The following is a 22,275-nucleotide window of genomic DNA, read 5'->3' as shown; positions in this document are numbered from 1 at the left end:
CTGCTCCCTTGCCGCAGGACATGGGCCGGCTAAGATCATCGATCAAACAGATGGGGTCGATAATGGGTATCGATGCTGTCAATCTCAGCCGTATCGACCTGAATTTGCTCGTACATCTCGGGGCGCTTCTGACCGAGCGAAGCGTGACACGGGCGGCGGCCCGCGTCGGCATCGGTCAATCGGCGATGAGCCATAACCTCGCGCGCCTGCGGGAACTGTTCTCCGACGAGTTGTTGACCAGGGGGCCTGCCGGCATGCGCCTCACGCCGCGCGCGGCGATCTTGTTCGAGCCGGTGCAGGCCATGCTGGCGCAGGTCGAAGCACTGGTGTCACGCGAGCGGGCGTTCGATCCGGCAACGGCGGTGCGAACTTTCAGGTTCGGATTGCCGGATAGCATGGAGATCCTGTTCATGCCGTCGCTGCTCGCGCGCATGCGCGAGATCGCGCCTGGCATTCACCTCCGGCTCTACAATTTCGATGCGTCGCGACTGCTCGAGGATCTCGATTCCGATGAGATGGACATCGCCATCGGCTACGATGCCTTCCAGCAAGGACAAGTCCACCACAAGCGCCGCAAGCTGTTCACCGAGAGCTATCTCTGCATGTTCAATGCCGAGAAGACCGGGATCACGGCCCCGATCTCGCTTGAAGACTATGTGCGGATCCCGCACGTGCTGACCAGCCTCAGGCCCGGGCGCAGCGTCCGCGGCATCGTCGATGAAGCATTGGACAAGCTTGGGCTGACCCGCTCGATTGCCCTCACCACGCCACGCTTCCTGACGGTCCCGTCTTTGGTGGCGCGCGCACCCGTGATCGTCACCATTCAGTCGCGCCTGGCGCGCCGCTTCGCCGCCGAGCTCGGACTCAGCCTCAGCCCCCTCCCCGTGGAGCTGCGTGATGTCACGGTCTCATTACTGTGGCGCGCGTCCTACGATCACGATCCGGCCCACGCATGGCTGCGCGAACAGGTGGCACAGCTTGCCGCCGAGCTGTGAGCTCTTGCGCCCCTAGCAGCCGAGCTGATCGGCGACGCCGCCGAAATCCTTCGCCACGATGTCCCATTGGCCCGTGGCTTCGAAATCGATCTTTTGCAGCGGACCGTATTCGGTCGGCCGTGCGACGAACGCGGTCTTCAAGCCGTAGCCTTGCGCCGCCTTAAGGTCGTAATTGTGGGCTGCGACCATCATCACCTCTTCCGGCTTGAGGCAGAGCAGCTTTGCCGCGCCGAGATAGGTCTCGGGATCGGGCTTGTAATGCTCGAACAGCTCGGCCGACATGATGAGGTCCCACGGCAGACCCGCAAACTTCGCCATGTTGGTCAGCAGCGCGACATTGCCGTTCGACAGCGGCGAGATCACGAATTTCGTCTTGAGCCGCGTCAGGCCGGCGACGCTGTCGGGCCAGGGATGCAGGCGGTGCCAGCCCCTGGTGAGATGATCGAGATCGGCCTCGGTGAGGCCTTTGATGGCGAACTGCTCGACCAGCTTCTCCAGCGAGCGGCGATGCAGATCGTCGAGCATGACATAGCCGCGCTCGGGATGCTTGCGCACGTCGTCCATCGAGGCCGAGTACACGGCGCGCCAGCCGTCGACCAGAGCGGTCCAGTCGGTGCTGATGCCGCGGCCCTTCCCCCACCACATGAAATCGGTGATCAGGCTGGTGCGCCAGTCGACGATGGTGCCGAACACGTCGAAGACGAGAGCTTTGACGGCGGAGAGATCGGACATGTGCGCTTCCCTGTATTCTTATTGTTGTCATTCCGGGGCGATGCGCAGCATCGAACCCGGAATCCATTTCACGTCAGACTTTGCCGCCCGATGGATTCCGGGTTCGCGCTACGCGCGCCCCGGAATGACGGAGCGTTCTAGTCGAGGTGGAACTTCGCGAGCTCGCGATGCTCGGCCTTGATGTAGCGCACGGTGCCGGTGACGGAGCGCATCACCACGGTCTCGGTCTCGATCACGCCGTCCTTGCGGAATTTTACGCCCGAGAGCAGTGAACCGGTCGTGACACCGGTGGCGGCGAACAGGCAGTCGCCGCGCGCCATGTCCTCGATGCCGTAGATCATCTTGGGATCGTTGACGCCCATCTTGGCGGCGCGCTCGCGCTTCTCGTCGGAATCGAGGATCAGGCGGCACTGCATCTGGCCGCCGATACAGCGCAACGCCACCGCGGCGAGCACGCCTTCCGGCGCGCCGCCGGTGCCGAGATACATGTCGACGCCGGTGTTATCGGGATCGGCGCAGTGAATCACGCCGGCGACGTCACCGTCGGTGATCAGGCGTACGGCAGCACCAGTCGACCGCACGCTCTCGATGATGCTGGCATGGCGCGGACGGTCGAGCACGAGAACGGTGATGCCATCTGCCTTGACGCCCTTGGCCTTGGCGAGGCGGTGGACGTTTTCGGCCGGGGTCGCGTCGAGCTCGACGACGCCCTTGGCGTAGCCGGGGCCGACCGCGAGCTTCTGCATGTAGACGTCGGGGGCGTGCAGCAGCGTGCCGCCGTCGGCCATCGCCATGGTGGCGATCGAGCCCGGCATGTTCTTGGCGCACAGCGTGGTGCCTTCGAGCGGATCGACTGCGATGTCGACCTCCGGGCCAGCGTTCATGCCAACCTTCTCGCCGATGAAGAGCATCGGCGCCTCGTCGCGCTCGCCCTCGCCGATCACGATGGTGCCCTGGATCGGCAGCTTGTTGAGCTCGCGGCGCATGGCATCGACGGCGGCCTGATCCGCGGCCTTCTCCTGCCCGTGCCCGCGCAGCCGCGCCGACGAGACCGCCGCCCGCTCCGTCACGCGCACGATCTCCAGCGTGAGAATGCGCTCGAGCAACGCTTGCGGCGGCACTGAAATATGGGTCGACATCGGCTAACTCCTTCGGAACAGTTTTGGACAGGACTCCCTGCCCGCATCAACTCGTAACGCCCACGGTTCGTTCGAACGAACCGTCTCAGTTCTTCTCGATCCTGATGACCTGCGGCCGTCCGCTGATCACCTTGTCCTTCTGCACGGCGGCGAGCGCGCGGCGCACCGCGTCCTCATGCGTGGCATAGGTGATCAGGATGACGGGCACGGGCACCGCCTTGCCGTCGGCCGGAGCAGCGCCGCCATTGGGATGACGCTGCACGATCGACTCGATCGAAATCTTCTGCTCCGCGAGCCGGGTCGCGATCGCAGCCGCGGTACCCGGGAAATCGCGCGCCAGGAGGCGGATGTAATAGCCGCCCTCGTGCCGCTCCATCGGAGCCTTCTTGGTGTCGCGCAGTTGCGCGATCGGACGGCCGAACGGATTGGCGCGGATGCCGCGCGCGACGTCGGCGATATCGGCAACGACCGCGGATGCGGTCGCAGCACCGCCTGCGCCGGGGCCGACCAGCGTGATCGGCGGAATGCCCTCGCCATCGATCGTGACCGCATTGGTGACACCCATCACCTGTGCGATCGAAGAGGTTTTTGGAACCATGGTCGGATGCACGCGCTGCTCGATGCCCTTGGCGGTGCGAACGGCAACGCCGAGCAGCTTGAGCCGGTAACCGAGATCGTCAGCGGCGCGCAGATCTTCCGGCGCGATGGAGGAGATACCTTCGACATACACCGCGCTTTGAGCAACTTTCGTGCCGAAAGCGAGGCTGGCGAGAATGGCGAGCTTTTGCGCGGTGTCGTGGCCGTCGACGTCGAAGGACGGATTGGCCTCGGCATAGCCCAGCCGCTGCGCATCCTTGAGGCACTCGGCAAACGACAGGCCCTCCTGCTCCATCCGGGTCAGGATGTAATTGCAGGTGCCGTTGAGGATGCCGTAGACGCGATTGATGCCGGTTCCCGCAAGACCTTCACGTAACGTCTTGATGACAGGGATCGCGGCGCCGACCGCTGCCTCGAAATTCAGCGCACCGCCATGCTTTTCGGCGGCTTTTGCCAGTTTGATCCCGTGCTTGGCGAGGAGTGCCTTGTTCGCTGTGACAACGGACTTGCCGGCATTGAGTGCGGCCTCGACCGCGGCGAGCGCGGGATCGCCGGCGCCGCCCACCAGCTCGACAAAACAGTCGATGCCGGGATGCGTGGCGAGCGCCATCGGATCCTTCGCCCATTCGACGCCGCGCAGATCGATGCTGCGCTTCTTGGCCTTCGAGCGCGCGGTGACGGCGACGACGCGGATGCCGCGGCCGCTGCGGCCCGCGAGCACGCGCGCCTGCGTTTCAATCAAACGGACAACTTCGGCGCCCACGGTGCCGAGCCCCGCTATGCCCACTTTCAGGGGTGCAACCATGATGCTTTAGTGAACCTGCAGAAGAGAATTAGCGCCGATTGGCGAGCGGAACGACGTTGTGCAACGTTTCGATGCCGCTTTCAAGGAAGCGGCGCACGCCGCGCGCGGCCTGCCTGATCCGTTGCTCGTTTTCCACCATGGCGATGCGGACATATCCTTCACCATGCTCGCCGAAGCCGACGCCGGGCGAGACCGCGACGCCGGATTTCTCCACCATCAGGGTCGCGAACTGCATGCTGCCGACGCTGCGGAACGCTTCCGGCAGCGGCACCCAGGCGAACATCGAGGCTTCCGGCGGCGGAATCTCCCAGCCGGCGCGGCCGAATGATTCCACCAGCGCGTCGCGGCGCTTGCGATAGGTGTCGCGCATCTCCTTGATGCAGTCGTCAGGGCCGTTCAGCGCCGCGGTCGCAGCGACCTGCACCGGCGTGAAGGCACCGTAGTCGAGATAGGATTTGACGCGGGCGAGTGCTGCGATCACGCGGTCATTGCCGACCGCAAAGCCCATGCGCCAGCCGGCCATCGAATAGGTCTTCGACATCGAGGTGAACTCGACGGTGACGTCGATGGCGCCGGGCACCTGCAGCACCGAGGGCGGCGGGTTGTTCTCGTCGAAATAGACCTCGGCATAAGCGAGATCGGACAGGATCAGGATCTCGTGCTTCTTCGCGAAGGCGACGAGATCCTTGTAGAAGTCGAGGCTCGCGACATAGGCGGTCGGGTTCGAGGGATAGCAGACCACGAGCGCGAGCGGCTTGGGGATCGAATGCACGATCGCCCGCTCCACCGCCTCGAAGAATTCCGGCGTCGGCTCCGACGGCACCGAACGGATCACGCCGCCCGCCATCAGGAAGCCGAAGGCGTGAATCGGGTAGCTTGGGTTCGGACAGAGGACGACATCGCCCGGCGCGGTGATCGCCTGCGCCACGTTGGCGAAACCCTCCTTCGAGCCGAGCGTCGCCACGACCTGGGTATCGGGATTGAGCTTCACGCCGAAGCGGCGCTCGTAATAGGCGGCCTGGGCGCGGCGCAGGCCGGGGATGCCGCGGGAGGCCGAGTAGCGGTCGGTGCGCGGCTTGCCCAGGGTCTCCTTGAGCTTCTCCAGCACGTGCGGCGGGGCCGGCAGATCCGGGTTGCCCATGCCGAGATCGATGATGTCGGCGCCGGCATTCCGCGCGGCCGCCTTGGCCCGGTTGACCTGCTCGAACACGTAAGGCGGAAGGCGGCGGATGCGGTAAAAATCGTCCATGGCTCTCTGGGCTCCGGGCAACCGGTCAGGACAGAATCGATGGGCTGTGACCATCCTTCGATGAGATCTCGCCCTGCGCACAAAATTCGCTTAAACTCAAATACTTGAAGCGAATTTCGGCGACAAGGGCTGAACTCCCTCGCCCTGACTCTCGGCTGAATTGAAGTCTTTTTAGCACGGAGTGGCGGGGGCGCCAGCGATTACCTTGCGCCCCGCGATGGCCGTCCCGTGACCAATTGGAGGTCCTTGCCTGGCATTCTTATTTCGCGTCCTTGGCGGCGACGGCCTGGCGGTCGCGGGCGGCCGCGAGCTCGGCCTCGATCTTGGCGCGCTGGTCGGGAGGGATGACCGCCTGATCACGATCCGGCGGCAGATCGTGCACCGGCAGATAGGCACCGGGCTCCCTCGGATGCGCCGGCGTGTCGGCAGCGGACATGTCCGCGAGCTGGCTCGAGCAGCCGCCAAGCGCAAACGCCGCCATCAGCAGCGCGCAGCCGGCAAGCCGCGACTTTTGCAGGTCCCACAACGCAAACACCTGGGAATTCCCCTACTCGTCCCATGCGAGGCTGTCGGGAGCTTAACCCGACAACCTGCCCAAGCTCAAACCATTGCTGCCCACAAATGGTACGAGCGAGAAATCTTCCAAGGCCCACCCCCGGAGAGGTGCACTGCGATTGTGACAAAAGCAAGAAGCCTTGTCGCAGTGCAGCACATCTTCGCGCGTGTTTAACGCGAAACCCGCGAGCTTCGCGGTGACGAATACGGAATGAATCGTTAGTGTCGTCTTCATGAGTACCGCCACGACCGACACGCCCAAATCCGGGACAAAATCTGAAACGAAGTTCGATGCGGAAGCCTTCGCGATGAATGTCGCGCGGGCGATGGAGAGCGGCGGCAAGGCGCTCGCCGCGTATCTGAAGCCGCGAGAGTCCGGCGAGGTGCAGGACCGTCCGCCGGCCGAGCTCACCGAAGTCGTCAAGACCTTCACGTCGGTTGCCGAATACTGGCTGTCGGACCAGTCACGTGCGTCCGACCTCCAGACCAAGCTCGCCAAGGACTATCTCGATCTCTGGGGCGCGGCGGCACGGCGGATGGCCGGCCAGGAGGTTGAGCCCGCGATCGCGCCCTCGCCGCGCGACAAGCGCTTTGCCGATCCGGAATGGAAGTCGAACCAGTTTTTCGATTTCATGATGCAGCTCTATCTGCTCACGACCAAATGGGCGCAGGAGCTGGTGCATGATGCCGAGGGGCTCGATCCGCAGACCCGGCGCAAGGCCGAGTTCTACATGCAGCAGGTCACCAACGCGGTCTCGCCGTCGAACTTCGTGCTGACCAATCCCGAAGTGCTGCGCGAAACGGTTGCAAGCAGCGGCGAGAACCTCGCGCGCGGCCTGACGATGCTGGCGGAGGATATCGCCGCCGGCAAGGGCATGCTGAAGATCCGCCAGTCCAATCCCGACAACCTCGTCGTCGGCGTCAACATGGCGACGACGCCGGGCAAGGTGATCTACCAGAACGAGATGATGCAGCTGATCCAGTATTCTCCGACGACGGAGAAGGTGCTGCGCACGCCGCTGCTGATCATCCCGCCCTGGATCAACAAGTTCTACATCCTCGATCTCAAGCCGGAGAAATCCTACATCAAGTGGTGCGTCGATCAGGGCATCACGGTGTTCGTGATCTCATGGGTCAATCCCGACAAGAAGCTCGGTGCCAAGAGCTGGGAAGACTACATGAAGGAAGGCCCGCTCGCGGCGATGGACGTGATCGAGAAGATCACCGGCGAGATGAAGGTCCACACCGCCGGCTATTGCGTCGGCGGCACCATGCTCGCGACGACGCTGTCCTGGCTCGCCGAGAAGCGGCGCCAGCGCGTCACCTCGGCGACGTTCTTTGCCGCCCAGGTCGACTTCACCCATGCCGGCGATCTCCTCGTTTTTGTCGACGAGGAGCAGATCGCGTCGCTCGAGCAGGACATGAAGGCGTCCGGCGTGCTCGAAGGCTCCAAGATGGCGATGGCCTTCAACATGCTGCGTTCGAACGACCTGATCTGGTCCTACGTGGTCAGCAACTATCTCAAGGGCCAGCAGCCGAGCGCATTCGACCTGCTGCACTGGAATTCCGACGCGACGCGGATGACCCAGGCGAACCATTCCTATTATTTGCGCAACTGCTATCTGGAGAACCGGTTGTCGACCGGCAGCATGGTGCTCGACAACACCCTGCTCGACCTCTCCAAGGTCATGGTGCCCGTCTACAACCTCGCCACGCGCGAGGACCACATCGCGCCGGCGGAATCGGTGCTGTACGGCTCGCAGTTCTTCGGCGGGCCCGTGAAATACGTGTTGTCCGGCTCCGGCCACATCGCCGGCGTCGTCAATCCGCCGGCCTCGAACAAGTATCAGTACTGGACCAACGACAACATCAAGGACGTCAACGTCGCCCAGTGGATGAAGGGCGCGGTGGAGCACAAGGGCTCGTGGTGGCCTGACTGGCGCGAATGGCTGGGCGGGCTCGATCCGGAGGAAGTGCCTGCGCGCAGCGTCGGAAGCGAAGCGCTGCCGCCGATCGAGGACGCTCCCGGCAGCTATGTCAGAGTTCGCGCATAGCGGAATCTGCTGCGCTTGTATAAGCTCACGACATCGATTTTGGAGGGGACCGGGTTATGACGCGTGAATTGTTCTGGCTGACGTGCACGGTGATCCTGACCGGGATCCTCTGGATTCCCTACACCATCAACCGCTGTCAGATTCGAGGGCTCGGTGGCGCGATGGCCAATCCCTCGCGTGCTGACAAGCCGCAATCGGAGTGGGCGAACCGTCTGATGTTCGCGCATGACAATGCGGTCGAGAACCTCGTGCTGTTCGCCCCGCTGGTGCTGATCCTGAACGCGATCGACTATTCCTCGAAATGGACGGTGCTCGCCTGCGTGGTCTATTTCTGGTCGCGCGTCGCGCATCTGATCGTCTATGCGCTCGGCGTCCCGGTGTTCCGCACGCTGGCCTTCACAGTCGGCTTCCTCGCGCAGGCAGTGCTGGCGCTGGCGATCTTCAAGGTGTTCTGAGGCAACCGAAGCGAGGGACTCCCGATGCGGACCCTATTGCCTGTCGTCGCGATAATCGCCCTCGCCGGATTTGGCGGCGAGGCGCGCGCGCAAGTACAATGCCCTGAATTGACCCGCCTCCGCAGCGAGGCCGTCGATGCCTCAAAGCCGATGACACGCGCCCTGGTGTCGGGACGTTGCAACGCCTATATCCGCGCCTCGCTCGCCTGGAGCGACTTGATCGCTTACGCAAGTGATCACCAGGAGATGTGCGACATTTCCGGCCCTGCGTTGAGCGCGTGGGAGAAATCGCAGCGCGAGGCTGTGGTAGCTCGCGACAACGTCTGCGCCGGCCGCCCCGTTCGGCCGTTTCCGCCGGACGTCATTCGGCCGTGAGTGAAAGTCAGCCGGCCGACTTGCGGACGACGAGATTGAGCATATTGGCCGGCGTCTCATCAAAGCTCTGGATCACAGACGTCTCCGACGACAGCGTGATCCACAGACCCGCGCTGGCGTATGTCGCTTCCAGCCATTCGGGCGATGCGTAGTTGTAGTAGCGCCCGAGACTGTCCCGGCCGTCGCCCTCGCCCATCTTGTAGCTGGCGTAGAACACGCCTGACGGCTTGAGCGCGCGATGAACCCGCTTCAGGATTCCGGCGAGTTCCTCGCGCGGGACGTGCAGCAGACAGGCGCTGGCCCAGATACCGTCATAGGCCTGTTGCGCGTCGAGTTGGTCGAACCGCATCGCCTCGACGGGATGACCGAGCCGCTGCGACGCGATCTCCGCCATCTCCGGCGAGCCGTCGGTCGCGCGCAGCGAAAAGCCTTCCGCCAGCATCACGGCTGCATGATTGCCGGCGCCGCAACCGAGTTCCAGGATCGCGCCACTGGGCGGCAGCAAAGCGAGAAAGCCCTTGAGCCGCGTGGACGGTGCCTTCGCCCAATCCGCGTAGGACTGAGCGTTCTGCCGATAGAATTGCAGGGTGGTCTCATCCACGGCGTCACTCGCTCCGGAAGGTCTACCACGCCTCCCTACTCTGCCAGCCGCCCACCATCAACCACAGCTGTTGCCGAAAGATAACACTGCGACAAAAACAAACCGCCGAGACAGATTGCCAGTACAGGTTGTCACCCATCCACAGCCATATTCACGCATCGCAATTGATTGATTCGGAACAGACATGAATTGGAAGATGATTTTCGCGCTCGGCGCGGTTTCGCTCACCGCCGTCGCGACGCAAGCCAACGCTGCCGATCTCGCCGCCCGCCCCTACACCAAGGCGCCGCCGATGATCGCCGCGGTCTACAATTGGAGCGGATTCTACATCGGCGCCAACGGCGGCTATGGCACGTCGCGCGATTGCTGGAACCAGACCGCTGGTTTCGCCCCCGGCGTCAACGAAGGCTGCCACGATGCGACGGGCGCCGTCGCCGGCGGCCAGATCGGCTATCGCTGGCAGAGCAGCGCCTTCGTGTTCGGCCTCGAGGCGCAGGGCGACTGGGCGGACCTCTCGGGCCGCAATACCAGCACTGTGTTCGGCGTCGCGAACCGCACCCACATCGATGCCTTCGGGCTGTTCACCGGCCAGGTCGGCTACGCCTGGAACAATGCGCTGCTCTATGTGAAGGGCGGCGCCGCGGTCACCAGCAATCAATACCGCGGCATCGGTACGGGCGGCTTGGCCGGGGCCGAGTTCGATCGCGCTAACGACACCCGCTGGGGCGGTACGGTCGGCGTCGGCTTCGAATACGGCTTTGCCCAGAACTGGTCGGTCGGCCTCGAATACGACCACCTGTTCATGGGTCGGCACGACGTCACGCTCACGGCCAATGGTGTGCTGGCGCCGGCGGTGCCTGCCGGTGCGTTCTCGCGCACTGATAGCATCCGTCAGGACGTCGACCTGATCACGGCGCGCATCAACTACCGCTTCGGCGGTCCGGTCATTGCGAAGTACTGAGAAGCAAAGAAGAAAGGGCCCCGGCTCTGCAGCGCATCACTGAAGAAGTGCTGCGCTGCGTCCGGGGCACGAGAAGGCCCTACTCCTCCGGCAATCCCAACATCAGCCGCATGTTCTGCACGGCTGCGCCCGAGGCGCCCTTGCCGAGATTGTCCAGCCGCGCGACCAGCACCGCCTGATGGTACTTGTCGCTGGCGAAGACGTAGAGCTCGAGCATATTGGTCTCGTTGAGAGCCTCCGGCTCGATCCGGCCGCCCTTGGACGCTTCATTCTGCAGCGGCATCGCCGAGACGTATTTTGAACCCGCGTAACGCTTGGCGAGCGCCGCCTGCAAATCCGCGCCGCTCGGCTTGCCCGGCAGCGTGTCGAGCTGGAGCGGGATCGAGACCAGCATGCCCTGCCGGTAATTCCCGACCGAGGGAATGAAGATCGGCCGCCGCGTCAGGTTCGAATAGAGCTGCAGCTCCGGCAGATGCTTGTGCTCGAAGCCGAGGCCATAGAGCTCGAACGACGGCGCGCTGCCGTCTTCGAAGCTCGCGATCATCGACTTGCCGCCGCCGGAATAGCCGCTTACCGCGTTGACGCTGATGGGAAAGTCAGGCGGCAACAGGCCGGCATCGACGATCGGCCGCAGCAGCGCAATGCCGCCGGTCGGATAGCAGCCGGGATTGGAGACCTTCTTCGCGGCCTTGATCTTGCCGGCCTGGTCCGGTGCCAGCTCCGCAAAACCGTAGGCCCAGTCGGGTGCGACCCGGTAGGCGGTCGAGGCGTCCAGCACCTTCGGGCCCGAAGTGCCCATGCCGTCGATCAGCGCGACCGTCTCCCTGGCAGCATCATCAGGCAGGCAGAGGATGACGAGATCCACTTCCTCCATCAGCGCCTTCTTGGCCGCGGGATCCTTGCGTATGTCGTCGGCGATGGTCTTCACCACGACGTCGCTCTGCAGCTTGAGCCGCTCATTGATGCCGAGGCCGGTCGTGCCTGAGCCGCCATCGACGAAGACGGTGGCGGGCTTCTTGGCGGCACCCGACTTCGGGGCGTTCTGGGTATCAACGAGGCTCATGATACGCTCCTTTCGAGCTTGTTCGTGTCGTGTTCGAAAACTTGATCTACGAAGACTTGCGGCCTGGCCTGCCGCATCAACTGTGAAATCTGCTTCGCGTCGGCATCGCCCTCGCCGAGCGCAGTCGCGATCGCCGCATGGTCGGCGTCGGACTTGTGCTGGTTGAGCTTGAAGCTGCCTTCGACCTCTTCAACCGTCATGACCAGACCCACGATCGCCTTCTTCAACGTATCGAACCGGCCCGCCGTCATCTTGCCCGAAGTCCACGGCGTCTTCGGCAACAGCCAGCTCTCGAACTTGTCGCTGAGCGTGTCGATCTGCACCGCCAGCTCGTGGTCCGACAACAGCCGCACCGGGCCGCTCAGATGCACCGACTGGTAGAGCCAGGTCGGCACTTGGTCCGGCGAGACGTACCAGTCGGGCGATACATAGGCATCTGGGCCGTTGATCGCGAGCAGCCAGGACGTCGCGCCGTCCGCAAGCTTTACCAGCGGATTGTGACGGGCGACATGAAAGGCCGCCTGCGGCGTGCCGTCGGCGGCGTAGGTCAAATAGAACGGCAGCGGCGACGCGACCGGCTTATGGCCGTCGAAGGCGCACATGGTCCCGAAACCGCGGTCGCCTGCGAATTTCAGGCTCGCGGCGCGGTCCGGCTTGAAAAAGGGTGGCGTGTACATCGTGGTCTCCTGATGGGCCTCTTTGGGGGCCGCCGGATCAGATCGCGCTGACAGGAGAAAGAATGCCGCGGATCGGGTCCAGCGGCAAAGACGATGATCTCAAACGCGATCGACCGCCCAAACCGCTAAAGAGCGGCGGCGGCAACGGGCGAACAGGATGGTCGCGGCGTTGATCATGGCGCGCGGCTATAAGGCCAGATGCGGTTCCCGTCAAGGTTCTCGGCGTCAGATGACGCGCCAGAGCCATTCCATGATCTTTGCGATCACATCGCCGAACAGCAGCAGCGCCGCCGACCAGACCAGCGCGGAGACGAAATTGGCGGCCTGAAAGCTCCCGTACGGCATTTCGAAAATGCCCGCCGCGAGCGGCACGGAGGCGCGCAAGGGGCCGAAGAAGCGGCCGATGAAGATGCTGGGCACGCCCCAGCTCCGCACGAAGGCCTCGCCCTTGGGCAGGAGTTCCGGATAGCGCGAGAGCGGCCACATCTGCGCGACCTGCTCCTTGTAGCGGTAGCCGAACCAGTAGGAGACCCAGTCGCCGAGGGCAGCACCAATCGCTCCGGCAATCCAGATCGGATAGAAGCTGATGCCGCTCGCCCCGATCAGCGCGCCGATGGCGACCAGCGCGCCCCAGGCCGGGATCAACAGCGAGATGAAGGCCAGCGATTCCCCGAACGCCAACAGGAACACGATCGGAGCAGCCCAGGCCTGGTGAAGGCGCACGAAATCGGCCAGCGCGTGCGCGTACTGCTCCATTCCAGAATAGCCTTCCCGCCCCGCCTCGAGGTCCTGCCAGATGGAAAAGACTGGTAAGCCAAGGACTTGTGTGACATCAAGTCACAAAACCCGGCTCGGGTGGACCGGGGCGTCAAATTGCCGGCACTTGGTTAGCTTGCGGCGTAAATTCGCCGGGATTAGCTACCACCCCACGGCGCCCGGGCTGCCTGCGGTAACCTTTCGAGGCCAGAAGTGGCATAGTCAGGCCAACCGATTCGCCGCCTTCGCGGCCCTCAAAACGCATCAAGATATATGTCCAAGCAATTGAAAACAAAAAGCAAAGACGATTTGTTCGACGGCAGCGAGCCGAAGGGGCGCACCGCCGCCGCGAAGGCACCCCCGCGCGGAACTGGCGGGGAAGCCGACTACACCGCAGCCGACATCGAGGTGCTCGAAGGCCTGGAACCGGTGCGGCGTCGGCCCGGCATGTATATCGGCGGCACCGACGAGAAGGCGCTGCATCACCTCTTCGCCGAAGTCATCGACAACTCGATGGACGAGGCGCTGGCCGGGCACGCGACCTTCATCGGCGTCGAGCTTTCCGCCGATGGCTTCCTCACCGTCACCGACAACGGCCGCGGCATCCCGATCGATCCGCATCCGAAGTTCCCGAAGAAGTCGGCGCTCGAAGTCATCATGTGCACGCTGCATTCGGGCGGCAAGTTCGACTCGAAAGTCTACGAGACCTCGGGCGGTCTGCACGGCGTCGGCATCTCCGTGGTGAACGCACTCTCCTCGCGGCTCGAGGTCGAAGTCGCGCGCAGCCAGAAACTCTACCGCATGACATTCGAGCGCGGGCACCCGAAGGGCAAGCTCGAGGATCTCGGCAAGATCAACAACCGCCGCGGCACGCGCGTGCGTTTCAAGCCCGACACCGACATCTTCGGCGCCAAGGCCGCGTTCAAGCCGCAGCGCCTGTTCAAGATGACGCGCTCGAAGGCCTATCTGTTCGGCGGTGTCGAGATCCGCTGGAACTGCGCGCCCGAGCTGCTCAAGGGCGTCGAGGATGTTCCGCCGGAAGCGACCTTCCACTTCCCCGGCGGCCTGAAGGACTATCTGGCGGCGGCGATCCACGCCGACACGCTGGTGCATCCCGACATCTTCTCCGGCAAATCGGGCCGCAACGGCGCGCATGGCGCCTGCGAATGGGCCGTGGCCTGGACCGCGGATGCCGACGGCTTCCTCTCCTCCTACACCAACACCGTGCCGACGCCCGACGGCGGAACGCACGAATCCGGCCTGCGCAGCGCGCTGTTGCGCGGCCTGAAAGATCACGCCGAGCGCGTCGGCCAGGGCAAGCGCGCCTCGTCCATCACCTCGGAAGACGTGATGGTGGGTGCCGCCGTGATGCTGTCAGTGTTCGTGCGCGAGCCTGAATTCCAGGGCCAGACCAAGGATCGTCTCGCCACCGCAGAGGCGCAGCGCATCGTCGAACAGGCGATGAAGGATCCGTTCGACCATTGGCTGTCGGGCAATCCGAACATGGCCAACCGGCTGCTCGACTTCGTGATCGACCGCGCCGAGGAGCGGCTGCGCCGTCGCCAGGAAAAGGAAACCGCGCGGAAAACCGCAGGCAAGAAGCTGCGCCTGCCCGGCAAGCTCGCCGATTGCAGCGATGCGGGTTTGGACGGCTCAGAACTCTTCATCGTCGAGGGTGACTCGGCCGGCGGCAGCGCCAAGCAGGCGCGCGATCGCAAGACCCAGGCCGTGCTGCCGCTGCGCGGCAAGATCCTCAACGTCGCCTCCGCCGGCAAGGACAAGCTGACGGCGAACACCCAACTCGCCGACCTGGTGCAGGCGATCGGCTGCGGCATGCTCGCGCAGTATCGTGAAGAGGATTTGCGCTATCAGCGCATCATCATCATGACCGATGCCGACGTCGACGGCGCCCACATCGCATCGCTCCTGATCACGTTCTTCTACCGGCAGATGCCGCGGCTGATCGACGAGGGACATCTCTTCCTCGCCGTGCCGCCGCTCTACAAGCTGACGCATGGATCCAAGTCGATCTACGCACGCGACGATGCGCACAAGGAAGCGCTGATCAAAAGCGAGTTCAACGCCAACGCCAAGGTCGAGGTGAACCGCTTCAAAGGCCTCGGCGAGATGATGCCCGCGCAGCTCAAGGAGACCACCATGGATCCGGCCAAGCGGACCATGCTGAAAGTCGTCCTGCTCGCCGACGATCGCGACACCACGGCGGATTCGGTGGAGCGCCTGATGGGCACCAAGGCCGAAGCGCGCTTCGCTTTCATCTCCGACAAGGCAGAGTTCGCGAGCGAAGAGCTGCTCGACGTCTAATGCGGCGATTCCCGTTGAAAAGCCCCGGCTCGAGCCCGGGGCTTTTTCATTTGCGGAAACGGTGCAGCCCTTTGCTGATGGTTGATCCACAGGAATCCGCATCCTCGAACGCGACTCGGCCAGCGACTCACAGCGGCCCGGCAGCAAGCCCAAGGGCTGAGGCAGGTTTGCCTCCATTTCGGACAAGGGCCAATTCCTAACGAAAACCTGCCCTGGTCGAGTATCCCCAGGCCCGGCACAAGGCATTGAAATTGCGTTATTTTTTTTGATCCTGGTGACGACACTCCAAAACCCGGCCGGCGGGCGTTTTCCGGCGACTGTGCCTGCCCTGCAACAGCTTTTCGGCGAGAACCGTCTATAGTTCGGGCATCAGATCACACGGACTTCAGTGCGCTCGCGCCTGCTACGGACCAAGGTTGGGGATTTTATCATGAAGAAGATTGTACTCGCACTGACCGCGGTTGCGGCCATGACCGGTTCGGCTTCGGCGGCTGACCTTGCGGCCCGTCCCTACGTCAAGGCCCCGGTGGTTGCTCCGGTTGCCAGCTGGACCGGCTTCTACATCTTCGGCGGTGGCGGCGGCGGTCTCTCGAACTCCGACCAGTCCATCCAGTCGACCGTCGGCGCGGTTCCGCTGACCATCACCCAGCGTCAGGGTGGTTCGGGCTGGTTCGGCACCGTCGGTCTCGGCTACGACTGGCAGTTCAGCGGCACCTGGGTCGCCGGCGTGTTCGCTGACGGTCAGTTCGGCAGCATCCGCTCCACCGTGCAGGATCCGCTCCTCGGCTACACCGGCAATCAGAAGCTGGAAGACTCCTGGGCCGCTGGCGTGCGCCTCGGCTGGCTGGTCGCTCCGAACGTTCTCTCCTATGTCAACGGCGGTTACTCTGGCGCCCACTTCGGCAGCACCGGCTTCACGACCCTGGCTGGCGGTCCGACTGGCGTGCACCTCAGCGGCTACAACCGCAACGGCTTCTTCGTCGGCGGCGGTGTCGAGAACAGCCTGAACTTCTTCGGCATCTCCTCGCCCGGCTGGTTCATGAAGACCGAATATCGCTCGGCCTTCTACAACGCCAAGACCCGGGATGAGCTCTCCGACGTCACCAACCTGCCGACCGGCGTCAACAGCATCCGCGCCAACAGCTGGAACCAGACGATCTCGACCTCGCTGGTCTATCGCTTCAACTGGACCGGCCCGGTCGTCGCCAAGTACTGAGCTGAAAAGCACTGATCTGAGCTGAACTTCTCTTCAGACGTTAAAGCCCCGGCATCGCCGGGGCTTTCTCGTTTAGCCGCAACACCCGACGGTCGCCGCCTCCGGCCATCCGCATCAGGGATCGGAACATTGCGCGCCTCGCGATACGCAGTCGCCGGGCCTGACGACCTTGCGCGCGGACACGTGTCCTCCCCGCGGCCTTGCGTCCGCAGCCATTGTATCTGAACCGAAGCTACGGCTACTCTTGTGGGAAGTTTTCGTGACCGGCGGAGATCGGTGATGCCGGCGGTCGCGACAGAATCAGACCAACAGGGAGGAATGCATGCGCAGATTTCTGCTTGTCGCAGGCCTGTTTGCCCTCGCTGTCGGGCTGCTCTGGATCGGACAGGGCACGGGCACCGTCGCCTGGCCCCGATCGAGCTTCATGGTCAACCAGCTGCAATGGGCCGGCTATGGCGCCGCCATGGCGGGCTTCGGGCTGGTGCTGATCTGGCAAAGCAACCAATAGAAGAAACCAGGAAGTGAAAGCATGACATCCAACCGGTTCGATCTCCGCGGCAAGGTCGCGATCGTCACAGGAGGCAATGGCGGCATTGGACTCGGCCTCGCCCACGGGCTTGCCGACGCCGGCGCCGATATTGCCGTGGTCGGACGCAACGAAACCAAGTCAGCCGCTGCCGTCGCCGATCTCAAAGCGCGCGGCGTGAAGGCGATTGCCGTCACCACCGACGTGACCGACAAGGCGGCGATCGCCGCGATGGTCGAGCGTGTCGTCAAGGAGCTCGGCCGCATCGACATCCTCATCAACAACGCCGGGATGAGCATCCGCAAGCCGCCGCACGAGCTCGAGCTCGACGAGTGGAATACGGTGATCAATACCAACCTCACCAGCGCCTTTCTGTGCTCCAAGCTCGCCTATCCGGCGCTAAAGGCGTCGGGCAACGGCAAGGTGATCAACATCGGCTCGATGATGTCGATCTTCGGCGCGAGCTTTGCGACCGCCTATGCGGCGAGCAAGGGCGGCATCGTGCAGTACACGCGCGCCTGCGCCAATGCCTGGGCGCCCGACAACATCCAGGTCAATGCCATCCTGCCGGGCTGGATCGACACCGATCTCACCCGCGGGGCGCGGCAACAGGTGTCGGGCCTGCACGAGCGCGTGCTGGCGCGCACGCCTGCGGGGCGGTGGGGCGACATCGACGACTTCGCCGGCATCGCCGTGTTCCTCGCCTCGCCCGCCTCGAACTTCGTCACGGGCACCGCGATCCCCGTCGACGGCGGCTTCTCGGTGATGGCGTAAGCCAACTCTCGTCGCACACAAAAAGAAGCCCCGGCTTTCGCCGGGGCTTTGAATTTTTGGCAGTGATCGTTTCTTGTCTTCCTAATCGTTCGTTGCGTCGAACTTCGTTGCTCAGTAGCGGGCGATGACCGGGGCGTCGAACTTGTAGCTGGCGCGGACGACGGCCCACTGGATGTCACGCGGCTTGGCATCGAACGTGTAATTGCCCGAGGTGCCGCCGAGCTGATAGGTCTGGCTGCCGAAGGCCGCGTAATTGTACTCGAGGCCGACGATCCAGTTGCGGGTGATGCCGTATTCCCAACCGGCGCCCACGGTCCAACCATTGGCCCAGTGAGTCTGACCGCCGTTGCCCGTCGCCGGGCCGACCGTGTCGGTTACCGACAGGCGATTGTTGACGCCGGCATAGCCGCCCTTGATGTAGAACAGGTTATTCTGAACAGCGAAGCCGGCGCGACCGACGACGGTCGCAAGCACGTTCGCACGCCAGGTGAACACGTCGTCGCCCGCGCCGAACGCGGCGTTCACGACGGTGCCCTTGTTGTTGAGGCCGGAGATCGTGCCTTCCATGCCGAACACGTAGTTGTTGGCCTGCCAGTTATAGCCGATCTGGGCGCCGCCCATGATGCCGGTACCACGCTGACGATAGCCCTGGCCCGGCGTCAGATCGCCGAACGGCGCGCCGGTGCCATTGTTGATGAACTGCTCGTTGGTCCAGGCGCCGCCGATGTGGCCGCCGACATAGAAGCCGGTCCAGTTGAACAGGGGCTCCATATAAGCGGGTGCCTTCGTGTAGGGACGCGCGGCGAGATCGGCGGCGGAAGCAGCGCCGGTCGAAACCAGAGCGGTCGTGCAGGCGAAGGCAGCAATCAATTTGTTACGCATGGTACACCCCGTGTCCTTTGATGGGCGCACGCTCACACGCAGTTCTTACTCAAATTTGAATCAAGAGAGTTAAGACGCCGGATTGGCAAATTGCGGTCTTTGAATCCGCGTGCGCTGTTGCACGAACGCAACGCAAGGCGCGCAATTTAACGCGGCATTATCCCTACCAAATCCCTGCATTACGACGCTGGCGCAGTCTTCGAATGCACATGCTCGGGCCGCACACCAAGCGCAAGGAATCGCGCCGGAATTCCCTGAAGCCATGGCAGTGCGGAGATCAAGCGCAGCAGCAGCGGCACCTTGAGCGGGCGATTGCCGCCCTGCAGCGCGCCGCTGATGATGTGGTTCTGCACGATCACCTGCATCCCCTGGGTCATCTTCACCGGGAACTCGCGGCGGCGCCGCACGGCGTCGAGCTCATCATCCGATGGACAGCCGCGCGCCAGCCTGTCCGCGAGCAGGTTTGCTGTCGCGACCGCATCCTGCACGGCCAGATTGACGCCGACGCCGCCGATCGGCGACATCGCATGCGCGGCGTCGCCGATGCAGAGCAATCCGGGCCGCGTCCAGCGGCTCAGGCGATTGATCGCGACCGTCAGCAATTTAACGTCGTCAAAGCTCTTCACGTCGGCAATCCCCTGCCTGAGGACAGGCGCCATGCGCACGACGTCGTCGAGCAGTGCCTGCAATCCCCTCGCCTTCACCGCATCATACTGTCCCTTGGCGATGACATAGGCGCATTGCCAGTAATCGCCGCGGTCGAACGTCACCATCATCTTGCCGGGCTCGATCCGCGCGAAGAGGTTTTCGGTCTCGTCCGGCTTGCGGCCGGCGCGGAACCAGAGCACGTCCATCGGCGCGCCGATCTCCTCGACGCCAAGGCCTGCGCGTTCGCGCACCGTCGAGTGCCGGCCGTCACAGGCGATGGTGAGATCCGCCTCGATGTCGAGGATACCGTCGGGCGTCCTGGCGCGCACGCCGGCGATAGTGTCGTCGCGGCGGATCAGGTCGACGGCCTCGGTGTTCATCAGCACCTCGAGCGAGGCGAAGCGTCGGCCCGCCTCGCGCAGGAAATTGAGAAAATCCCACTGCGGCATGAAAGCGATGAACGGGTACTTCGTATTCAACCGGCCGAGGTCAGCGATCCGCACCTTGGTGCCGCCGAACAGACCGTCCATCGTCTGCAAGCGCTGATGCGGCAGCTTGAGGAAGCCGTCGATCAGGCCGAGCTCGTCCATCACCTGGAGCGTCGAGGGATGCACGGTGTCGCCGCGAAAATCGCGAAAGAAATCGGCGTGCTTCTCCAGCACCACGACATCGATGCCGGCACGTCCCAGCAGATAGCCGAGCATCATGCCCGCCGGCCCGCCGCCCACGATGCAACACCGGACTCTCACGGAGTGACGCACGGTGTGCCGAGGCGTATCTGTTTCAACCATCAGATCCTCGCTTGCGACTTTAGTCCGCTGTGCGGTGCAACAAGCCCGAATTGGTTTGCCGCGAGAGCGAATGGTCCGTAGCGTTGCTGACGAGTTCGATTGATTTAAGGATGATCTTGTTGTGCGCACCTTCCTCATAGTGCTTGGCATCTGGTTGTTGATCAACGTGCTTTTTGTCGTGCTCATGCTTCCGGCGCGCAAACCGCGTAGGCTGGAGTCGCGGGCAACGGGTGCGCTTGCACCGGTGCGGATCAATCAGAACGGTTATCCGTTTGAGGAGCAGGAGAGGCTCCTGCTAAGCCACGTCATCATCTCGATCGCCATGGGAACTTTCTTCTCGCTGGCGCCGCCCTTGATCGAGGCCATCGACTCCGCCGAGCGCTTCTTCAGGAAGCGTCGGGCCTAGCGGACCAGTGCCCGCCCTCCTCGATACAGCTCAATTGTTGCTGCGGTTCGCGGTACGAAAGCTCTTGACCTCCGAGACGCTACCGTCGCGATAGGTCAACTCGACCGACATGAGCTGCGTTGTTGGTGGAAGCTTCTGGTAGAGCAGCATGCCGGCGGAGATTGCGGAGGGGTCCTTGAGATCGCAGGGTGGCAGCTTCAGCACCTGGTTGGGCACGGCACTATCGATGCCGATACGCACCTCGCGGATCGCGCAGCGGTACGACACCAGATGCGTGTAGTAGACCAGCAGCCCGTTGAACTGGCGGAACGACAACCAGCTCGTGGCGGTCATGTCGAGGATCTTGCGCTGATCGCGAACCAGCGCCGCTTCGGGATCGAACTTGATCGGGAACGGACCCTGCATGTCGCCGGAGGCGTCGACATAGCGGACCTCGATGGTGCCGGCCTGCGCATCCGGGGGCAGCTCGATCGACGGGTTCGGCATCCGCTTGCGCGTGCGCGGATCCAGCGTGTCCATGAAGCCGGTCTCGCGGAAATCGCCGTTGCCGGCCATGCGCCAGGACACACCGAGGGTGGGATCGGCGAAAGAGAACGTCACGCTCCAGCCGCCATTGTGGCGCGAGAAGCTCGCGATCGGCGCGTTGGTGGTCTCCTCCTTCGGCACGCGCGGCACCGAGACCGGCGGCAGCGCCGCGAGCTTCTGCGGCGGCGGATCGGCCGGCCGCGCTGCGGCCGCCGCCGCATCCTTCGCGGCACCGCTGAGGAAGACGTCGTCGACCATCTGGTCGAAATAGACGGGCACCTGCTTGTGCTTGACGGTGTCGGCCATCTCGCTGACCAGGCGGCGCGTGCGCTGTGCGACCTGCACGAGGTTCTCGCCGGGCTGCAGCAGCTCCTTGGCGAAGGTACGCGTGAACACCGAATTGGGATTGGCGTCGTCGTTGGAAAGGCGATCGAGCGCGGTCTGCCGCGGGCCTGCCGAGAACACTGAGAACACGCCTTCGGGCAGTTGCGTCATCGGCGCAAGCCCACCACCACCAGCGACTGCGCGCGTGCCTGAACGTTCGAACGGATTGTTGCGGCAGGCGTCGAACACCAGGATCGAGGTCCGCGCCATCTTGTTCTGGAGCCGCTCGACGACACGGTCGGCGAGAATGGAAGCGTCGCGCACCAGCTCTTCCTGGCCTTCGGTCGCCGCCGGCACGTCGGTCGGCAAGAGATAGTTCTGGCCCGCGATCTCGAAACCGTGGCCGGCGTAAAAGAAGAACACGGTGTCGCCGGGCTCGATCGCCCGGTCGAAGGCGAGCAGCGTCTCGGAGAATTGCTGACGGTTCTGGTTTTCAGCGACCATCACGGTGAAGCCGAGCTGCTTCAGCGTATCGCCCATGGTGCGAGCGTCGTTGACGGCCTTCAGGAGCTTTGGAACGTTCTTGTAGTCGTTGTTGCCGACGACGAGTGCGACACGCTTTTCGGCATGCGCGGCACTCGCGAAGCCGCCGAGGCTCACGGCCAGTCCAAGTGCTGCCAAAATCCTGAAAACCCGACGCGTCATCGCGATATTCCCGTTGCAGAACGGCTCCCCGTTGGCTCCATGCGGAACCTTACGCCGTTGATGTGATAGTCGATCCAGCCGTAGCCGGGGTTCAACCGGTCCGTCCCTGCGGTTCCATGATCTGGCCTATGGCAGATTCCCG

General features: G+C 63.7%; 22 protein-coding genes. 10 read left to right on the top strand and 12 right to left on the bottom strand.

Features of this window, described 5'->3' with window-relative positions:
- The first annotated feature begins 62 nt into the window (after positions 1-62).
- A complete protein-coding gene (locus V1280_RS05055; RefSeq protein ID WP_334519851.1) occupies positions 63-995 on the top strand; it encodes a LysR family transcriptional regulator in 933 nt (310 codons plus the stop codon).
- A gap of 12 nt (positions 996-1,007) precedes the next feature.
- Here the strand turns inward: V1280_RS05055 and V1280_RS05050 are convergent, their stop codons facing one another.
- The 5 genes from V1280_RS05050 to V1280_RS05030 form a co-directional block, all read right to left on the bottom strand.
- Complete coding sequence (locus V1280_RS05050; protein WP_334519848.1) at positions 1,008-1,727, bottom strand: haloacid dehalogenase type II; 720 nt, start codon at positions 1,725-1,727, stop codon at positions 1,008-1,010.
- A gap of 137 nt (positions 1,728-1,864) precedes the next feature.
- A complete protein-coding gene (glpX, locus tag V1280_RS05045; RefSeq protein ID WP_334519845.1) occupies positions 1,865-2,866 on the bottom strand; it encodes a class II fructose-bisphosphatase in 1,002 nt (333 codons plus the stop codon).
- Positions 2,867-2,951: 85 nt separating this feature from the next.
- Entirely contained in the window at positions 2,952-4,268 is a 1,317-nt protein-coding gene (locus tag V1280_RS05040; RefSeq protein WP_334519842.1) for a homoserine dehydrogenase, read from the bottom strand.
- 28 nt (positions 4,269-4,296) lie between these two features.
- Positions 4,297-5,517, bottom strand: coding sequence for an LL-diaminopimelate aminotransferase (locus V1280_RS05035; RefSeq protein WP_334519839.1), 1,221 nt, complete (start codon positions 5,515-5,517; stop codon positions 4,297-4,299).
- A gap of 259 nt (positions 5,518-5,776) precedes the next feature.
- Positions 5,777-6,052, bottom strand: coding sequence for a hypothetical protein (locus tag V1280_RS05030; protein ID WP_334519836.1), 276 nt, complete (start codon positions 6,050-6,052; stop codon positions 5,777-5,779).
- A gap of 253 nt (positions 6,053-6,305) precedes the next feature.
- On the opposite strand from V1280_RS05030, the gene V1280_RS05025 reads away from it, so the two are divergent.
- Genes V1280_RS05025 through V1280_RS05015 form a run of 3 tightly spaced genes read left to right on the top strand, consistent with a single transcriptional unit; the run spans position 6,306 to position 8,956 of the window.
- Complete coding sequence (locus tag V1280_RS05025) at positions 6,306-8,126, top strand: PHA/PHB synthase family protein (RefSeq protein WP_334519833.1); 1,821 nt, start codon at positions 6,306-6,308, stop codon at positions 8,124-8,126.
- Between the two features lie 56 nt (positions 8,127-8,182).
- Positions 8,183-8,581 (top strand): MAPEG family protein, encoded by a 399-nt coding sequence (locus tag V1280_RS05020; RefSeq protein WP_334519830.1) that lies wholly within the window; start codon positions 8,183-8,185, stop codon positions 8,579-8,581.
- 24 nt (positions 8,582-8,605) lie between these two features.
- Positions 8,606-8,956: a hypothetical protein gene (locus V1280_RS05015; protein ID WP_334519826.1), complete on the top strand. Its 351-nt coding sequence runs from the start codon at positions 8,606-8,608 to the stop codon at positions 8,954-8,956.
- 7 nt (positions 8,957-8,963) lie between these two features.
- On the opposite strand, the gene V1280_RS05010 is transcribed toward V1280_RS05015, so the two are convergent.
- Positions 8,964-9,557 (bottom strand): class I SAM-dependent DNA methyltransferase, encoded by a 594-nt coding sequence (locus tag V1280_RS05010; RefSeq protein ID WP_334519823.1) that lies wholly within the window; start codon positions 9,555-9,557, stop codon positions 8,964-8,966.
- A 184-nt stretch (positions 9,558-9,741) separates the two neighbouring features.
- On the opposite strand from V1280_RS05010, the gene V1280_RS05005 reads away from it, so the two are divergent.
- Positions 9,742-10,518, top strand: a complete 777-nt coding sequence (locus tag V1280_RS05005; protein ID WP_334519820.1) for an outer membrane protein — start codon at positions 9,742-9,744, stop codon at positions 10,516-10,518.
- A 79-nt stretch (positions 10,519-10,597) separates the two neighbouring features.
- Here the strand turns inward: V1280_RS05005 and argC are convergent, their stop codons facing one another.
- The 3 genes from argC to V1280_RS04990 all read right to left on the bottom strand — a co-directional run bounded on the left by argC (position 10,598) and on the right by V1280_RS04990 (position 13,014).
- The gene (argC, locus tag V1280_RS05000; protein ID WP_334519817.1) at positions 10,598-11,581 is read right to left on the bottom strand and encodes an N-acetyl-gamma-glutamyl-phosphate reductase; all 984 of its coding nucleotides are present in this window, start codon (positions 11,579-11,581) and stop codon (positions 10,598-10,600) included.
- A complete protein-coding gene (locus tag V1280_RS04995; RefSeq protein ID WP_334519814.1) occupies positions 11,578-12,258 on the bottom strand; it encodes an FMN-binding negative transcriptional regulator in 681 nt (226 codons plus the stop codon). The genes argC and V1280_RS04995 overlap by 4 nt, the downstream gene beginning before the upstream one ends.
- A 225-nt stretch (positions 12,259-12,483) precedes the next feature.
- Entirely contained in the window at positions 12,484-13,014 is a 531-nt protein-coding gene (locus tag V1280_RS04990; protein ID WP_334519811.1) for a DedA family protein, read from the bottom strand.
- Positions 13,015-13,287: 273 nt separating this feature from the next.
- Between V1280_RS04990 and parE the strand changes: the two genes are divergently transcribed.
- The 4 genes from parE (at position 13,288) to V1280_RS04970 (ending at position 17,852) form a co-directional block, all read left to right on the top strand.
- Positions 13,288-15,336 carry a DNA topoisomerase IV subunit B gene (gene parE / locus V1280_RS04985; RefSeq protein WP_334519809.1) on the top strand — a complete coding sequence of 683 codons (2,049 nt, stop codon included), beginning with the start codon at positions 13,288-13,290 and terminating at the stop codon, positions 15,334-15,336.
- Positions 15,337-15,766: 430 nt separating this feature from the next.
- Entirely contained in the window at positions 15,767-16,552 is a 786-nt protein-coding gene (locus V1280_RS04980) for an outer membrane protein (protein WP_187437141.1), read from the top strand.
- Between the two features lie 322 nt (positions 16,553-16,874).
- Complete coding sequence (locus V1280_RS04975) at positions 16,875-17,060, top strand: hypothetical protein (protein WP_007591540.1); 186 nt, start codon at positions 16,875-16,877, stop codon at positions 17,058-17,060.
- Between the two features lie 21 nt (positions 17,061-17,081).
- Positions 17,082-17,852 (top strand): SDR family NAD(P)-dependent oxidoreductase, encoded by a 771-nt coding sequence (locus tag V1280_RS04970; protein WP_334519799.1) that lies wholly within the window; start codon positions 17,082-17,084, stop codon positions 17,850-17,852.
- 111 nt (positions 17,853-17,963) lie between these two features.
- Here the strand turns inward: V1280_RS04970 and V1280_RS04965 are convergent, their stop codons facing one another.
- Together V1280_RS04965 and V1280_RS04960 are read right to left on the bottom strand one after the other, a co-directional pair.
- The gene (locus V1280_RS04965) at positions 17,964-18,734 is read right to left on the bottom strand and encodes an outer membrane protein (RefSeq protein ID WP_334519797.1); all 771 of its coding nucleotides are present in this window, start codon (positions 18,732-18,734) and stop codon (positions 17,964-17,966) included.
- Between the two features lie 179 nt (positions 18,735-18,913).
- Entirely contained in the window at positions 18,914-20,173 is a 1,260-nt protein-coding gene (locus V1280_RS04960) for an FAD-dependent oxidoreductase (protein WP_334519795.1), read from the bottom strand.
- A gap of 121 nt (positions 20,174-20,294) precedes the next feature.
- Between V1280_RS04960 and V1280_RS04955 the strand changes: the two genes are divergently transcribed.
- Positions 20,295-20,579 carry a hypothetical protein gene (locus V1280_RS04955; RefSeq protein ID WP_334519793.1) on the top strand — a complete coding sequence of 95 codons (285 nt, stop codon included), beginning with the start codon at positions 20,295-20,297 and terminating at the stop codon, positions 20,577-20,579.
- A gap of 30 nt (positions 20,580-20,609) precedes the next feature.
- Here the strand turns inward: V1280_RS04955 and V1280_RS04950 are convergent, their stop codons facing one another.
- On the bottom strand, positions 20,610-22,133 hold the full coding sequence (locus tag V1280_RS04950) for a caspase family protein (protein WP_334519790.1): 1,524 nt from the start codon (positions 22,131-22,133) through the stop codon (positions 20,610-20,612).
- Positions 22,134-22,275 lie beyond the last annotated feature (142 nt).

Origin of the sequence: Bradyrhizobium sp. AZCC 2230, assembly GCF_036924495.1 — a bacterium.
GTDB classification, from domain to species: Bacteria; Pseudomonadota; Alphaproteobacteria; order Rhizobiales; family Xanthobacteraceae; genus Bradyrhizobium; species Bradyrhizobium rifense.
Note: the sequence above shows the minus strand (reverse complement) of the source record. Positions and strands in the feature narration are given on the sequence as shown.

What these genes read in the sequence shown, in the direction of transcription:
- V1280_RS05020 (WP_334519830.1), top strand. Translation starts at nt 8,183, where the DNA reads ATGACGCGTGAATTGTTCTGGCTGACGTGCACGGTGATCCTGACCGGG.
- V1280_RS05025 (WP_334519833.1), top strand. Translation starts at nt 6,306, where the DNA reads ATGAGTACCGCCACGACCGACACGCCCAAATCCGGGACAAAATCTGAA.
- V1280_RS04965 (WP_334519797.1), bottom strand. Translation starts at nt 18,734, where the DNA reads ATGCGTAACAAATTGATTGCTGCCTTCGCCTGCACGACCGCTCTGGTT.
- V1280_RS05055 (WP_334519851.1), top strand. Translation starts at nt 63, where the DNA reads ATGGGTATCGATGCTGTCAATCTCAGCCGTATCGACCTGAATTTGCTC.
- V1280_RS05050 (WP_334519848.1), bottom strand. Translation starts at nt 1,727, where the DNA reads ATGTCCGATCTCTCCGCCGTCAAAGCTCTCGTCTTCGACGTGTTCGGC.
- V1280_RS04970 (WP_334519799.1), top strand. Translation starts at nt 17,082, where the DNA reads ATGACATCCAACCGGTTCGATCTCCGCGGCAAGGTCGCGATCGTCACA.
- V1280_RS04990 (WP_334519811.1), bottom strand. Translation starts at nt 13,014, where the DNA reads ATGGAGCAGTACGCGCACGCGCTGGCCGATTTCGTGCGCCTTCACCAG.
- V1280_RS04950 (WP_334519790.1), bottom strand. Translation starts at nt 22,133, where the DNA reads ATGACGCGTCGGGTTTTCAGGATTTTGGCAGCACTTGGACTGGCCGTG.
- V1280_RS05040 (WP_334519842.1), bottom strand. Translation starts at nt 4,268, where the DNA reads ATGGTTGCACCCCTGAAAGTGGGCATAGCGGGGCTCGGCACCGTGGGC.
- V1280_RS04980 (WP_187437141.1), top strand. Translation starts at nt 15,767, where the DNA reads ATGAAGAAGATTGTACTCGCACTGACCGCGGTTGCGGCCATGACCGGT.
- V1280_RS04960 (WP_334519795.1), bottom strand. Translation starts at nt 20,173, where the DNA reads ATGGTTGAAACAGATACGCCTCGGCACACCGTGCGTCACTCCGTGAGA.
- V1280_RS04975 (WP_007591540.1), top strand. Translation starts at nt 16,875, where the DNA reads ATGCGCAGATTTCTGCTTGTCGCAGGCCTGTTTGCCCTCGCTGTCGGG.
- parE (WP_334519809.1), top strand. Translation starts at nt 13,288, where the DNA reads ATGTCCAAGCAATTGAAAACAAAAAGCAAAGACGATTTGTTCGACGGC.
- V1280_RS05035 (WP_334519839.1), bottom strand. Translation starts at nt 5,517, where the DNA reads ATGGACGATTTTTACCGCATCCGCCGCCTTCCGCCTTACGTGTTCGAG.
- argC (WP_334519817.1), bottom strand. Translation starts at nt 11,581, where the DNA reads ATGAGCCTCGTTGATACCCAGAACGCCCCGAAGTCGGGTGCCGCCAAG.
- V1280_RS04995 (WP_334519814.1), bottom strand. Translation starts at nt 12,258, where the DNA reads ATGTACACGCCACCCTTTTTCAAGCCGGACCGCGCCGCGAGCCTGAAA.
- glpX (WP_334519845.1), bottom strand. Translation starts at nt 2,866, where the DNA reads ATGTCGACCCATATTTCAGTGCCGCCGCAAGCGTTGCTCGAGCGCATT.
- V1280_RS05015 (WP_334519826.1), top strand. Translation starts at nt 8,606, where the DNA reads ATGCGGACCCTATTGCCTGTCGTCGCGATAATCGCCCTCGCCGGATTT.
- V1280_RS05005 (WP_334519820.1), top strand. Translation starts at nt 9,742, where the DNA reads ATGAATTGGAAGATGATTTTCGCGCTCGGCGCGGTTTCGCTCACCGCC.